This window comes from uncultured Arthrobacter sp. (assembly GCF_947495145.1).
GTDB lineage: Bacteria > Actinomycetota > Actinomycetes > Actinomycetales > Micrococcaceae > Arthrobacter_D.
Genome location: NZ_CANLXP010000007.1, coordinates 22224 through 36617, shown reverse-complemented (window position 1 = coordinate 36617; position 14394 = coordinate 22224). Strand labels below are relative to the sequence as shown.

Sequence of the window (14394 nt, the reverse complement as noted above, 5' to 3'; positions counted from 1 at the left end):
ATCCGACCAGCAGTCTAGAATGACTTATAGTCAGAGTGACCATAAGTCGACCGCCAGCGGCGCATGGAAGGAGCGTTTCGATGAATGCAACTTCGGCGAACGTCTCCGAACGAAGCCAACAGCCGCCGTCGTTGGCTATCTCTACGGTGATTTTCGCCCTTCGACCAAGTGAGGCAACGGGTCGGCCTACCCTGTGGCTGCCCCTTGTGCGGCGTATCCGCCAGCCGTACCTGGGCCAGTGGGCGCTCCCGGGTGGGCCGCTTGCGCACTCTGAATCCCTGCAGGACGCGGCATCACACAACCTCTTGGAAACCACCGGGTTGGCGCCGAAGTATCTTGAACAGCTGTACGCCTTCGGGGGGTTGCACCGCTCGGTCGGCCAGCGGCTGGTTTCCATCGTGTACTGGGCGCTGGTCCAGCCGGACGAGGCGGCGCTGACGCGCGATTCCGAGAATGTGCGATGGTTTCGGGCTGACCGGCTGGAGGTCCTTGCCTTCGACCACAACGAGATCGTGGAATACGCACTCTGGCGGCTGCGCAACAAGATGGAGTACGGCTCTATTGCCTACCACCTCCTGGGGGAACGTTTCACCCTCGCCCAGGTCCGGGAGGTTTATGAGGCAGTGCTCGACAAACAACTCGACCCCGCGAACTTCCGGCGGCAGCTCCGCGCCACACCGCACATTGAGCCCACCGATGACTACCTCACCGGGACCCGCCACCGGCCGCCGCGGCTCTACCGCTATGCAGGACCGGTGCCCGACGCCGGCGCGCGCCAACCCCAACCCGCCCGATCCCCTTGAAGCAGCCCCATTCCGATCGAGTATCCACCGGCTCACGTGAGCCCGTTTCCACCACGGAGAATCCCATGACGAGCATCAATACCGCCATTCAGCTCATGACCCGCGAGGACGCTGAGCAGTCCCGTGCGGGGGAAGGTACCTGCAGCCCCGATCTTGCCAAAGGGCCCTGGGAATTCGACATTCCCACCGTCCCCGAGCGGGCTCCGGACTACGGCCCCGGCGCTTCACTGCAAGACCTGGCACCGGTCTCTACACCGCGCCAGGGCGTGCTGCCGGAGGAATATCAGCTGGCCGGCGATGCGGAACTTGAAGCCCGCATTCTTGCGGCCAAGGAGGCGCTGGGCGACCGTCTCGTGATCCTCGGGCACTTCTACCAGCGCGACGAGGTTGTGAAGCATGCCGACTTCGTGGGGGATTCGTTCCAGCTGGCGAACGCGGCGCTCACCCGCCCGGACGCGGAAGCGATCGTGTTTTGCGGCGTCCACTTCATGGCCGAAACTGCCGACATTCTGTCCCGGCCCGACCAGAGCGTGATCCTGCCCAACCTTGCGGCCGGCTGTTCAATGGCCGACATGGCTGACGCTGACTCCGTTGCCGACTGCTGGGAACAGCTCGAAGAGCTTTTCGGAACCGAGCCCGACGACGGCGGTAGGCAGCCGGTCATCCCGGTTACCTACATGAACTCCTCAGCAGCGCTCAAGGCGTTCTGCGGCCGCAACGGCGGCATCGTGTGCACCTCGTCAAACGCGGCCACGGTGCTTGAGTGGGCGTTCGAGCGCGGGCAGCGGGTCCTCTTCTTCCCCGACCAGCATCTGGGCCGCAATACGGCGAAGGCGATGGGGGTGTCGCTCGATGAAATGCCGATGTGGAATCTCCGCAAGGTGCTAGGCGGCAACACGGAGCAGGAGCTGCTGGATTCACGGGTCATCCTCTGGCACGGGTTCTGTTCAGTGCACAAGCGGTTCACTGTCAACCAGATAGAGAAGGCGCGGGCCGAGTTTCCCGGTGTCCGGGTCATTGTGCACCCGGAATGTCCCATGCCTGTTGTCGATGCGGCTGATGAAGCAGGCTCAACGGATTACATCCGGAAGGCGATCGCGGCGGCGGAGCCGGGCACCACCTTCGCGGTCGGAACAGAAATCAACATGGTGAACCGGCTTGCGGCGGAGTACCCCGAGCACACGATCTTCTGCCTGGATCCGGTCATTTGCCCCTGTTCGACCATGTACCGGATCCACCCAGGGTATCTGGCCTGGGTGCTGGAGGGCCTGGTCGCGGGAGACGTTCGCAACCGGATAACGGTGGAGCCTGAAGTAGCCGCCCATGCCCGTGTCGCTCTCGAGCGGATGCTGGCGGCAAGGCCGTGAACTCCGTCCTGGTCATCGGCGGCGGCATCGCGGGGTTGTATACGGCGCTGGAGCTGCGTCGCTCGGATACCCACGTCACCGTTCTCGCGAAGGGCACGCTTGCCGAAAGCAGCACCTGGCACGCGCAGGGCGGTATTGCTGCAGTCCTGCCCGGGCCACACGCCGGCGTTGGATCTCCCACCGGCCACGGCCAGGACAGCGTCGAGTCGCATGTAGCCGACACAATTGCAGCAGGTGCCGGGCACTGCGACGAACCTGCGGTACGGATCCTCTGTTCAGAGGCGGCGGCTCATATTGAACGTCTCGGCGCCCTGGGAACGCTCTTCGACCGCACCGCGGATGGGAGCCTGGCGGTCGGTCGGGAAGCAGCGCACGCGGCCTCGCGGATTCTTCACATCGGTGGTGACGCCACCGGGGAGGGCATTGCGGCTCCACTCATCCGTGCTGCTCGGAAAGATCCCGGGATCAGCGTCCAGGAGCACTCGTTCGCCGCCGATCTGGCGACAAGGAACGGGGAGGTGACCGGCGTCGTCGTGCTTCGCCATGGCGAGCAGCAGATGGTGCCGGCCGACGCCGTTGTCCTCGCCTCAGGCGGAGCGGGGGGAATCTTCCAGCACAGCACCAACCCGTCGGTTGCCACAGGCGACGGTGTTGCTGCTGCCTGGCGGGCCGGCGCAGCTGTGGCCGACCTCGAGTTTTTCCAGTTCCACCCGACAGCGCTGAACGTTCCCGGCCACCCCCTGATATCGGAGGCTGTGCGGGGAGAAGGCGCGGTGCTTCTGGACGCGGCCGGGCGCCGGTTCATGACGGACTATCATCCTGGCGGCGAACTTGCGCCGCGGGATGTTGTTTCCCGCAGTATCGCCCTGCATCTGGCACGGACCGGCGGGCAAGAGGTATTCCTCGATGCGACCTCGCTTGGTTCGGACTACCTTGCCCGGCGCTTTCCCACGTTGACGGCTGTGACCGGGCAGGCAGGTTTCGATTGGACGCGCGACCTGCTGCCAGTTGTTCCGGCCGCACATTACTGGATGGGTGGAGTGTGGACGGACACCCACGGCCGGACATCCCTGCCCGGGCTGTATGCGGTTGGAGAGGTTGCCCGGACGGGTGTACACGGCGCCAACCGGCTGGCATCCAACTCCCTGCTGGAAGGTCTGGTATTCGGCGCGAGGGCTGCTGCAGCGCTCGCCGCGGGACCGGCTGAGTGGCCCACCGTCGAGGCTGACGCGGTTGAACTTGCGGACGGGCCGATGCAGGCCGTTCGAGGCGATGTCCAGCGAGTGATGTCTGAACACGTTTCCCTCGTGCGGGAAGATTCGGGCCTTCGGATCGCCGCCAAGCAGCTTGCCGAGTGGCGGTCTGCCGAAGGTTCCCGGGCAGAAAGAGAAGACGCGAACCTTCTGCTCTGCTCCAGGCTTATGGCGGCGGCGGCGTTCAGGCGCAGGGAGTCGCGCGGAGCGCATTACCGGGTCGATTTCCCCGCCATGACCGAGGGGCCCGGCAGCCCCACCATACTGAGGAGCGCTTCGTGAATCTCGCACTGGCCAAACCGTCCGCTACCGAGGTCGACCGCATCGTTGCCGCAGCGCTCGCCGAAGATGCGCCGTGGGGAGATGTGACCTCGCAGGCGCTCATACCCGCGGGGGCGACGGCGGAAGCTGCGGTCATCGCTCGCGAACCGGGCATCTTCTGCGGCGAGCAGGTTATTGAGGCTGCGATGCGGCTCACCGACCCCGCCATCCAAGTCACTTTCAAGGTGCGCGACGGTGAAGCGTTCGACGCCGATGCTGCGCTCGCTGCCGTGCGGGGCCCGGCCCGTTCGGTTCTGACCGCGGAGCGGGTCGCCTTGAATCTGGCGCAGCGGTTGAGTGGTATTGCAACCCTCACCGGACACTTTGTTGCGGAGGTCGCCGGAACCGGCGCACGTGTAGTGGATACCAGGAAAACGACACCCGGACTTCGTGTTCTTGAGCGGCATGCCGTGCGCTGCGGCGGAGGATTCAATCACCGCTTCAGCCTGTCCGATGCGGTCATGGCGAAGGACAACCACCTTGCGGTTCTTACGCAGGGCGGGACAGTCGACTTGACCGAGGCGCTGCAGGCCGCGCGGGCGGGCCTGCCGCACACAGTCCATTTCGAAGTCGAAGTTGACCGGATGGACCAGATAGAGCCGGTGCTCGCCGCCGGCGTCGACACGATCATGCTCGACAACTTCAGTCTCGAGGACCTGGCCGCCGGAGTGAAACTGGTTGCGGGGCGCGCACTGGTGGAAGCAAGCGGCAACGTCCGGCTGGAAACCGTCGGCACTATCGCACGTACCGGCGTCGACATCATTTCATCAGGTGCACTGACGCACAGTGTTCGAGCGCTCGATCTCGGGCTGGACATGACTATCGATGCGCCTGCGCCCGAGGCAGCAATGCCGTTTATCGACGCCGTATCGGGCGGCGCGCGGTGATCTACCTCGACGCTGCTGCCACCACGGAGGTACGCCGGGAGGTGCTCGAAGCCATGTGGCCGCTGCTGACAGCAGATTACGGTAACCCCTCGAGCCACCATACGGTCGGTGAGTCCGCCGCCCGGGCTCTCGGTTACGCCCGCCGGCTGGTAGCAGGTGAGCTGAACTGCAAGCCGAACGACGTCGTCTTCACCTCGGGCGGGACGGAAGCGGACAACCTCGCGCTCAAGGGGATCGCGCTGGCGACGCCCCGGGGAAAGCACATTGTCGCCTCGGCGATCGAGCATCCGGCCGTCCTCGACACGCTCGACTATCTGAAGCGGGTCCACGGCTTCCGGATTACTCTTCTGCCCGTGACGGAAGCAGGGCTCGTGGACGAGGAGGCGCTTCGTGGCGCTCTTACTGAAGACACCACGCTGTGCACCATCATGTATGCCAACAACGAAGTGGGCACCGTGCAGCCCATTCCCGCACTGGCCGCAGTGTGCCGGGAGCGGAGGATTCCCTTTCACACCGATGCAGTGCAGGCCGCGGGGTGGCTGCCGCTTGACACTGCCAAGCTTGGCGTCGACGCAATGAGCATCTCGGGGCACAAACTCGGTGCGCCCAAGGGCTGCGGCGTTCTTTTCGTTCGTTCCCGCCTTCCGCTGGAACCACTGATCCATGGTGGCGGGCAGGAGCGCGGGAAACGTTCAGGAACTGAGAACGTTGCGGGTGCGGTGGCCCTCGCGACGGCGTTGCGGCTGGTTCAGGAGGAACGCGCCGCGAATTCCGCCGGTTCGGTCACCCGTCGCGATTACCTGATCAACGCGGTGCTTAACGGCGTGGACGGTGCCATCCTGACCGGTCATCCTGCGCAGCGACTGCCGAACGTTGCCTCCTTCTGCTTTCCTGGCGCCAGCGGTGAGGCAATCCTGCTTGAACTGGAACGTGCAGGCGTCGTGTCGTCGAGCGGGTCAGCCTGCGCCGCCGGTGCCAGTGAACCGTCGGAGGTGCTGCTTGCGCTGGGTCTGGACCCCGAAGTCGCCCAGACCGCTCTGCGCCTGTCATGGACGGCCGCGACGACCGACGCTGAAATCGCCCTCGCTGCGCGGGCTGTTGTCTCGTCAGTCAAGGCCGTCCAGGGCATCGGGACGCGGTGATTCCGCGCCCCGCCCGTTTCGCCTCCTCCCGGTGGCTCCCTTCACTGCATAAAGTGGTAAACAGGGGTCGACTGAAGGGATTGAACATGACGAGACCAGTGAAATCCGGTCTACTCGGCGCTGTTCTGCTGCTCGCCGTTACAGCCACGATCACTGGATGTGACGACTTCGTTATTGGTGATCGTCCCCCTGCCAGTCCTTCTGCGAGTGCAGAACCGGGAGCGTCGGCTTCAGCGACCGCCAGCCCCACCCCTGTTGCCCTTCCCATGCTTCCGGAACGTCCCGCTCCGGGCGACGGATGGACCGTTTTCACCGATGAACAGCGCCTCGTCAGTTTCGAGGTTCCAGAGAACTGGACGGTGGAAAGGATCGAGGATCCGGGGGAGGGTTTCGACGAGGGCGGTCTGCACTACGACGTCTCCAACCCGGACGGTGTCAGCATGGCCGAGCTGCACACGAGAATTGCTTCGCAGCCCGAGGAATGCGCGGCGGACGCAACCAGCCCCTACATCGTGCTCAGCAGCGAGCCGGTTGAGCTCCCGTCGACAGCAGCGGCGGAGGGGTCCATTGAGCCACGCTTTGTTGTGCGACTCATTCAGGGATTCCGTTTCTTCAGTTCGTACGGAATTACCGATCTGGTGGGCGGAGCGGATTCAGCCGCGTGCGTGCTGTACAACACCGTTCAGGGGCCAGACCATATCGGCCTGTACTCGTTCGGCGATGCTGTACAGCTTCGGGCGCTGGACCCGACCCAGGTCGGCTCGCGAACCGAATCCTTTGCGACTATCGCTGAGGCCCAGAAGCGGTTCGATGAAGGAGATTTCGATCAGATTCGCCGAATGATCATGTCCCTCCAGGTGGCGAGCTAGCGGCCGAACGCGAGCTAGCACCCCGAACCGCGAGCTAGCGGCTCAGCTGGCGGCGGACAGCCCCGAAAACCTCACACCTGTGAGTTCTTCGCTTGCACCCCAGAGTTTCGCAGCGACGCCCTCGTCAAGGACGGACGGAGCGGGAGCCACAAGAACCGGGTTGCCACGTGTTTCACCCGTCCCACCGGGCCCGTAGTAGTCGCCGCCGTGTACCTGCGGACCGGAGGCAGCCAGCAGAATCGGCTTTGCGCCGTCTACATCCGATTGCCCCATGACGCGGAAGAATCCGCCCATCAAGTCGAGAACGGCCGCCCCCCGCATCCCGGCTGTCAGGTTTGTGGTCGACAATCCCGGATGCGCCGCGGCCGCGATCAGCGGCCAGGACGCAGCCCGGACACGGCGGTCAAGCTCCATGGTGAACAGGAGGTTGGCGAGCTTGCTTTGGTTGTAGGCCCGCCACGGCCGATACCGGGAACGCGCATTCAAGTCGGCAAAGTCGATACGCCCCCGCTTGTGCGCCAGAGAGGACACCGTCACCACCCTGGCCGACGGCGACTGGCGCAGCGAGTCCAGCAGCAGCCCGGTCAGCGCGAAATGCCCCAAATGGTTGATGCCGAACTGTTGCTCAAAGCCATCTGCGGTGCGCCGCAACGGGGTTGCCATCACACCGGCATTGTTGACCAGCAGGTCCAGCGGCCCGGACCAGTCGCGGCAGAACGACCGTACAGACTCAAGGTTTGCCAGGTCGAGCAGGCGCAGCGTCAGCGCTGTGCTCCCTGATTCTTCGCGTGCCCTTTGCAGCGCGGCAGTGCCCCGCTCCTCGCTGCGGCACGCGAGCACCACTGACGCCCCGCGTCGAGCCAGGCCAATGACGGTCTGCAGTCCGAGGCCGCTGTTAGCGCCGGTCACAACGGCGGTAAGACCGTCCAGGCGTTGATCTGGGGAGCTGTCAGGGGTAGAGCGATTCACAAGGGGCGCCTTTCTCGTCGTACCGTGTTAGGGCCAGTGTTCCAGACCGGCACCAACCATTGCTCATCGACATCCGCCAGGAGCTCCGCCGAATGCATCGATCAGTCACGGCCCACCTGACCGCCCGCACACGGGCCAACACGTCGATGGCCTTTTCAGTGGCGGTGGCACGCAATGCCGGGTACTCGTCGATCGATGAAGTTCTCGAGATCACGGCTGACGGGCAACCGGTAACGCCTGCAGCCGTGGAGGATTTCCATGGCGGCCTTCTCCATACCCTTACGCTCCAGGACCCGGCAACGCTGCAACTGACCTACCGTGCGGAGGTCGCCGGATCTGCCACGGCTCCTCAGGAGGACGACGCCGATCTCCTCCGCTATGTTCGCCCCAGCCGGTACTGCGAATCAGATCGTTTGCTGCCGACGTCGTACGCTCTGTTCGGCAGCATGCAGGGCCGCGAACTGCTCTCGGCTGTCCGGGAATGGGTGAGTGGAAACATCAGCTATGTCTCCGGATCTTCCCGCCATACTGACGGCGCAACGGATACGCTGCTGGCGCGCCGGGGAGTCTGCCGTGACTACGCCCACCTCGTGATTTCGCTGCTGCGCGCCAAGGACGTGCCTGCGCGGTTGGTGTCGGTCTACGCGCCCGGTTTGAGCCCGATGGACTTTCACGCTGTGGTGGAGGCGTGGGTCGACGGCGCCTGGCACGTCGTTGACGCGACTGGCCTTGCACCGAGGACCAATCTTCTGCGCATCGCTACGGGGCGCGATGCTTCGGACACAGCCTTCCTCTCCACGGTCGGCGGAAGCCTCACGCTCGATACCCTGAAAGTCACCGCTGTTGCAGATACCCTGCACGACGACGACGGCACCTCGCCGGTGCAACTCGCCTGACGCACATCCGAGCAGGGCAAACTTTTCGATCGGTCGGCAACCTATTCGACCCTTCGGCATGCAGAAGGCGCCTCAGGCAGGCCGGTGAGTGTCGCCGTCGTGCTCCAGGCCGGCCCTGATCTTCGTGGTCAGGCCCAGCAGCTGTTCCATTTCCGTCTCGTCCAGAAGCGGGCCTAACAGCGCGTGAATGCTGCGTACGTGGGCAGCGCCGATCTCACGCTGTATGCGCCGGCCTTCATCGGTCAGGGCCAGCAGGACGCCGCGCTGGTCGTCGGGTGCCTGCCTGCGCTGGATCAGTCCCTTGTGTTCGAGCCGCTCAGCCATCCGGCTCAGGCTTGGCTGGCTGATCAAGAGGTGGGTGTTGAGCTCGTTGAGCCTGGTCCAACCCGTGGAGCAGCGGCTGAGGTTGAAGAGGACGTCGTATTCACCGATGGCGAGGCTCGCGAAGGACGGATCGCGCCGCAGCCTGCGCATCACCGCGACCTGTGCACGGAAGAGGGACTCCCAGGCGTCGGCGGTGAGGCGCAGCGGCGTGAGCGCGGGCTCAGGCATCGGCTGACACCGCAGCCTGGCGGTTCTCGAAGGTTGGGGGAGCGGGGACCGAAGCGGGAGTGCGCTCGGCGAATTCCTTCCGCAGGGTGGGCAGCACATCGGAGCCGAACAGATCCAGCTGCTCCAGAACCGTCTTCAGGGGTAGTCCCGCATGGTCTACCAGGAACAGTTGGCGCTGGTAATCGCCGAAGAACTCCCGGAAGGACAGCGTCTTGTCGATCAGCTCCTGCGGGCTGCCGACGGTCAGCGGCGTCTGGGAGGTGAAGTCCTCCAGGGACGGACCGTGGCCGTACACCGGTGCGTTGTCGAAGTACGGACGGAAATCGTTGACGGCGTCCTGGGACTTCGGCCGGATGAAGAACTGTCCGCCCAGGCCCACGATCGCCTGCTCCGGCGTGCCGTGCCCATAGTGCGCGTACCGTTCGCGGTAAAGCGAGATGAGCTGCTGGTAGTGCTCCTTCGGCCAGAAAATGTTGTTGGCGAAGTAGCCGTCGCCGTAGTAGGCAGCGATTTCCGCAACCTGCGGCGTGCGGATGGAACCGTGCCAGACGAAGGGTGCGACGTTCATCAGCGGCCGCGGTGTGGAAGTGAAGTTGTGCAGGGGAGTGCGGTGCTTGCCTTCCCAGGTGACGACGTCCTCATCCCAGAGCCGGCGCAGCAGGTGGTAGTTCTCAACGGTGAGATCGACGCTGTCCTGCGGGTTCTTGCCGAACCAGGGGTAGACAGGGGCGGTGTTTCCCCGGCCGAGAATGAGGTCCACCCGGCCGTCGGCGAGGTGTTGCAGCATCGCGTAGTCTTCGGCGATCTTGACCGGGTCATTGGTGGTGATCAACGTCGTCGAGGTTGAAAGGATGATGCGCGAGGTCTGGGCGGCTATGTAGCCGAGCATGGTGGTGGGGGAGCTGGGAACGAACGGGCGGTTGTGGTGCTCGCCGGTGGCGAAGACGTCCATACCCACGTCTTCGGCATGTTTGGCGATGGTCACCATTGCCTTGATGCGCTCATGTTCACTCGGTGCTTTGCCGGTGGTGGGATCAACCGTTACGTCGCCGACGCTGAAGATACCGATCTGCATGGGATTCCTCCTCCTAGAAGTACATGCATTTGCATCTACTGTACTCCGTAACCACTCCTGCCGCGCATTTGTTCCCTGCCCGCGTCTGGTCCCTGCGCCCGCCTTCTCCGACTGATCCGCCGCAGCGGCATCTTTGTCAGCACCACTCCAAGTACAACGAGAACTCCGCCGGCCGGCTGATTCCAGCTGAAGGTCTCACCCAGCACGAGCACGCCCGCAACCACGCCCACCACAGGCGTGAGATAGGTGACTGATGCGGCGCTGGTCGCACCCCATCCCGCAACGATTTCCGTGTTCCAGATATAGGCGAGGCCTGTGCTCAGTGCTCCCAGCGCTATCACCGACAGCACCACCGGGAGATTGAGACTCATGGGCTGCAGTGCAGTGAAGGGAGCAACCACAAGCGCGACGACGGCGGCCAACCCCACCTGCGCGAACGCCACGGACGCAGCCGGCAGGCCGAGCGGGCTGATGAACCGGCGAATCCACACGAATCCGATGCCATAACAGGCAGTGGCGCCGAGGCACATAAGCTGCCCGGCAAGGGAAGCGTCGTCCCCTGCCTGCGCTCCCACCGGTATGCCAACGACTACAAGCACACCGAGGAAGCCAACCGCCAGCCCGGCTCCGGCCCTGCGTGAAAGCCGTTCACCCGGCAGCGCGAGGATTGCTACCAGCGCAGTGAGCAGCGGCGTCGTTGCATTGTAGATGCTGGCGAGGCCGGATGCGATAGATGTTTCCGCCACCGCGAACAGCATGAACGGAATGACGCACAGGAACAGGCCAATCACGAGCAGGTGACCCCAGACCCTTCCACCCCGCGGCAGCGGAACCCGGCCTGCCGACACCACCAGCGCGAGCGTCACCGCGCCGATCAGTACCCGACCGAGCACCACCTGGCTGGGCGAGAGCCCTTCGAGCGCCACCTTGATGAAGAGGAAACTGCAGCCCCACGCAAGGGCGAGCACGGCGAACCGCAGCACAAGGCCGGCACCGGACGGGGGATTCATGCTTTGACTCTAGCGCTGCAGGGACGGCTCCGACTCGCGGGTTTCGGCCCTCTCGCTCCGCGCTTCCCGTCGGCCCTCAACCAGCCGGTAGAGCACCGGAACCAGCACCAGTGTCAGTAGCGTTGAGGAGACAAGACCACCAACGACGACGACGGCAAGCGGCTGTGAGATGAACCCGCCTTCGCCGGTCAGCCCCAGAGCCATCGGGGTCAGGGCGAAGATGGTCGCCAACGCCGTCATGAGGATGGGCCGCAGCCGTTGCCTCGCGCCACGGGTGATGGCATCCGCAACGCTGAGCCCGGGCGAACCGTCGTGCGGCCGCCGGTACTGGTTGATCAGGTCGATCAGGACGATAGCGTTCGTCACCACGATTCCCACGAGCATCAGCATGCCGATCAGCGATGGCAGTCCGAGGGGAATTCCCGTAAGAACCAGCAGCGCGATGGCTCCGGTGGCGGCAAACGGCACCGAGACGAGCAGGATGAGCGGCTGGATGAGGCTCTTGAAGGTGGCCACCATGATCACGTAAACGATGGCTACCGCCGCCCAGAGGGCGAGGAAGAGTTGGCCGAACGACTCCGCCTGCTGCTCGGACGCGCCGCCGAGGGTAGCGGCGGCACCCGCAGGCAGTGTCGTTCCCTCCAGACGCTCGGTGACCGCAGCAGTCAGGGCGCCGAGATTGTCTTCCGACGGCGTGATGGACACCTGGGCTGTCCGTTCACCGTTGGAACTGGTGATCGTCAGCGGGACCTGCACTTCTTCGACGGTTGCCACGTCCGTGAGGGGGATGGGCCCGGCAGGAGTCGGCAGGGAAAGATCACGAAGCTCGTCCAGGCTGGTGATTTCGGTTCCTTCACCAATCAGGATGGGATAGTCGGTGGCTTCAAGCCGGACAGAACCCCCGGGGATGGCGCTGAGATTGCCGCCCAGCAGAGCGCCGATCTGACCCTCGGTGAGGCCGGCACGCACGGCTGCCGTCCGGTCCACACTCACCTGGATCTGCGGTTGCGCCGCGGCCAGATTGGACGCCACGTCCCGTGCGCCAGGCACACCCTGCATTGCGGTGACGACGGCGTCAGTCGCCTCAGCAAGAATGTCGGGTTCCGGTGCGGTGATGTTGATATCGACGGTGCTCGACGTGCCGAATCCGCCCTGCTGGCTGGACAGCGTAATCTCGCCGGCTTCCTCGAGGTCGTCCAGCGCAGCACGGACTTCATTCTGTAATTGCTGCTGGTCGGCTTCTTCTGCGGTGGTCACCGTGAACTGCGCCGTGGCAGCACCGGCTGAGAACCGCGCCCCGACGGCTCCCGACGCGTTGCCGACCGTCACCTGCACATCACGGATGTCTTCGAAACCCGCAAGAGCTTCCTCCACCCGCGCCGCTTCGGCAACGGTGTTCTCCAGGCTTGAGCCGGGCTGCTGCCGCTGGGTGATGCTGAAGCTGTTCTGGCCGGTGTTGCCGAGCAGGTTCGTCTGCATGAACGGCACCAGCGCTACCGTGCCGGCGAGTACCAGCACCCCGGCAGCCACCGTCCACACCGGGTGGTGCTGGGTTACGCGAAGGATGGGAAGGTACCCGCGCTGCAGCCAGGAACGCTGCTCCTTTTCTTCGGCAAGCCCCCGGTGCCGTTGCCCGGCGGCGTCAGGTGCGGAGGCAACCGCGGGATCAGTTCCACTCACCGGTTGCCCATCCCCGCTGCGGCGGGCGCCCCGAAGGAACCAGTAGGCCAGCACCGGGACGATTGTCAGCGACACAGCCAGCGAAGCCAACAGCGCAATCGTGACGGTCAGGGCAAACGGCCGGAAGAGTTCACCCGCCAGATCGCCGACAAAGGCGATGGGAGCAAAGACGGCCACTGTGGTCAGGGTGGAAGCGGTGATAGCCCCGGCAACTTCGCGGATCGCCGTGAGAATGGCGGTGCGTTTATCCTCCCCGTAGCTGAGGTGACGCTTGATGTTCTCGATCACCACGATCGAATCGTCGACGACCCGGCCGATGGCGATGGTCAGCGCACCGAGCGTCAGGATATTGAGGGAGTAACCGGTCGCCCACAGGCCGATGAACGTGATCAGCAGCGACAGCGGGATGGAAACCGCGGTGACCAGCGTGGAACGGACCGAGAGCAGGAAGACCAGAATGACGAGGACGGCGAACCCCAGTCCCAGCAGCCCCTCCGTGGTGAGGTCGGCGATTGAGCGCTCGATGAACGGCGCCTGATCGAAGATCACCGTGATGTCGGCACCGTCACCCAACTCGGCCTCAAGCTCCGGAATCAGAGCGGTGACCGCGTTCGAGAGGGTGACAGTATCGGCTGACGGTACCTTGGTGACCGTGAGCGCCAGGGTTTCGACGCCGTTGGTCCGGGTGACGGAGGTAGCGTCGTCGTCCGCTATGGCTACTTCCGCAACCTCGCCGATGGTGACCGGACCTGCAGCTTCAGAATCCGGCGCCTCGGGACCGGAGGCCGGTTCCGACGGCAGGATGGGCAGGTTGCGGATGTCGTCCAGGGACTGGACTGGGCTGCCCGCCTGGATCGTGAGGGAGCGCTCGCCTTCTTCAAGGGTGCCGATGGGAAACAGCTCGCCGTTGTTTTCCAATGCATCGATGATGTCGCCGATGGATAGTCCCTGCGCAGCGAGATCTTCCTGGCGGGGCAGGATGGAGATGTGCTGTTGTGCGCCGCCTGTGATCTCCGCGCTGCGTACACCCTCCACCTTCTGAAGCTGCGGCACCGTGAGCCGCGTCAGTTCCTCACCCAGTTCGCTGAGCGACAGGTCAGAGGAAACCGCCATGAAGACGACTGGGAGGTCATTGATGCTCCCTGCCAGCGACTGCGGTTCGACGTCTTCTGGAAGCGCCGGACGCACCGTCGAGATGGCACGGTCAACCTGGCCCCGGGCGCGGTCGAGGTCCGTGCCGTAGGCGAACATCAGGCTGACCGTGGAGACACCGTTCCGGGAGGTGGCGGACGACGATTCCAGGCCTTCCACACCGCTGAGCGCGCTTTCCAGCGGCTCGCTGACCTGCTTGTCCAGGTACTCAGGTCCTGCGCCGGGCAGCGAGGAAACCACGGTAATCTGCGGGAACTCCAGCGAAGGAATGAGCTCCTGCTTCAGGGAACCCATCGCGACCACGCCGAATACCGCCGCGAAGACGGTGATGAGAGCAATCAGAGCGCGGTTTCCCAGGGACAGCTGGGCCAAACGGAACATCGGTTCTGCCTTCTGCGGCCAACCAGTCCTGGCGGCT

The 14394-nt window shown here is 64.5% G+C and carries 12 protein-coding genes; 7 read left to right on the top strand and 5 right to left on the bottom strand.

Features of this window, described 5'->3' with window-relative positions:
- Positions 1-80 precede the first annotated feature (80 nt).
- The 6 genes from Q0877_RS06915 (at position 81) to Q0877_RS06890 (ending at position 6642) form a co-directional block, all read left to right on the top strand.
- Entirely contained in the window at positions 81-803 is a 723-nt protein-coding gene (locus tag Q0877_RS06915) for an NrtR DNA-binding winged helix domain-containing protein (RefSeq protein ID WP_299166655.1), read from the top strand.
- A 65-nt stretch (positions 804-868) separates the two neighbouring features.
- Positions 869-2170 (top strand): quinolinate synthase NadA, encoded by a 1302-nt coding sequence (nadA, locus tag Q0877_RS06910; RefSeq protein WP_299166654.1) that lies wholly within the window; start codon positions 869-871, stop codon positions 2168-2170.
- A complete protein-coding gene (gene nadB, locus Q0877_RS06905) occupies positions 2167-3705 on the top strand; it encodes an L-aspartate oxidase (RefSeq protein ID WP_299166653.1) in 1539 nt (512 codons plus the stop codon). The genes nadA and nadB overlap by 4 nt, the downstream gene beginning before the upstream one ends.
- Positions 3702-4631: a carboxylating nicotinate-nucleotide diphosphorylase gene (gene nadC / locus Q0877_RS06900; RefSeq protein ID WP_299166652.1), complete on the top strand. Its 930-nt coding sequence runs from the start codon at positions 3702-3704 to the stop codon at positions 4629-4631. Before nadB ends, nadC begins: the two co-directional genes overlap by 4 nt.
- Entirely contained in the window at positions 4628-5773 is a 1146-nt protein-coding gene (locus tag Q0877_RS06895; RefSeq protein WP_299166651.1) for a cysteine desulfurase family protein, read from the top strand. Before nadC ends, Q0877_RS06895 begins: the two co-directional genes overlap by 4 nt.
- A gap of 86 nt (positions 5774-5859) precedes the next feature.
- Positions 5860-6642, top strand: a complete 783-nt coding sequence (locus Q0877_RS06890; protein WP_299166650.1) for a hypothetical protein — start codon at positions 5860-5862, stop codon at positions 6640-6642.
- 42 nt (positions 6643-6684) lie between these two features.
- Here the strand turns inward: Q0877_RS06890 and Q0877_RS06885 are convergent, their stop codons facing one another.
- Positions 6685-7611 (bottom strand): oxidoreductase, encoded by a 927-nt coding sequence (locus Q0877_RS06885; RefSeq protein WP_299166648.1) that lies wholly within the window; start codon positions 7609-7611, stop codon positions 6685-6687.
- A gap of 92 nt (positions 7612-7703) precedes the next feature.
- On the opposite strand from Q0877_RS06885, the gene Q0877_RS06880 reads away from it, so the two are divergent.
- Positions 7704-8507, top strand: coding sequence for a transglutaminase family protein (locus Q0877_RS06880; protein ID WP_299166647.1), 804 nt, complete (start codon positions 7704-7706; stop codon positions 8505-8507).
- A 72-nt stretch (positions 8508-8579) separates the two neighbouring features.
- Here the strand turns inward: Q0877_RS06880 and Q0877_RS06875 are convergent, their stop codons facing one another.
- From Q0877_RS06875 to Q0877_RS06860, 4 genes are read right to left on the bottom strand one after another with little or no spacing between them, the layout of a single operon-like run.
- Positions 8580-9059: a MarR family winged helix-turn-helix transcriptional regulator gene (locus tag Q0877_RS06875; RefSeq protein WP_299166646.1), complete on the bottom strand. Its 480-nt coding sequence runs from the start codon at positions 9057-9059 to the stop codon at positions 8580-8582.
- A complete protein-coding gene (locus tag Q0877_RS06870) occupies positions 9052-10134 on the bottom strand; it encodes an LLM class flavin-dependent oxidoreductase (RefSeq protein WP_299166645.1) in 1083 nt (360 codons plus the stop codon). Before Q0877_RS06870 ends, Q0877_RS06875 begins: the two co-directional genes overlap by 8 nt.
- Positions 10135-10169: 35 nt before the next feature.
- Positions 10170-11144, bottom strand: a complete 975-nt coding sequence (locus tag Q0877_RS06865) for a DMT family transporter (RefSeq protein ID WP_299166644.1) — start codon at positions 11142-11144, stop codon at positions 10170-10172.
- A 9-nt stretch (positions 11145-11153) separates the two neighbouring features.
- Positions 11154-14357: an efflux RND transporter permease subunit gene (locus Q0877_RS06860; protein ID WP_299166643.1), complete on the bottom strand. Its 3204-nt coding sequence runs from the start codon at positions 14355-14357 to the stop codon at positions 11154-11156.
- Between the last annotated feature and the right edge of the window lie 37 nt (positions 14358-14394).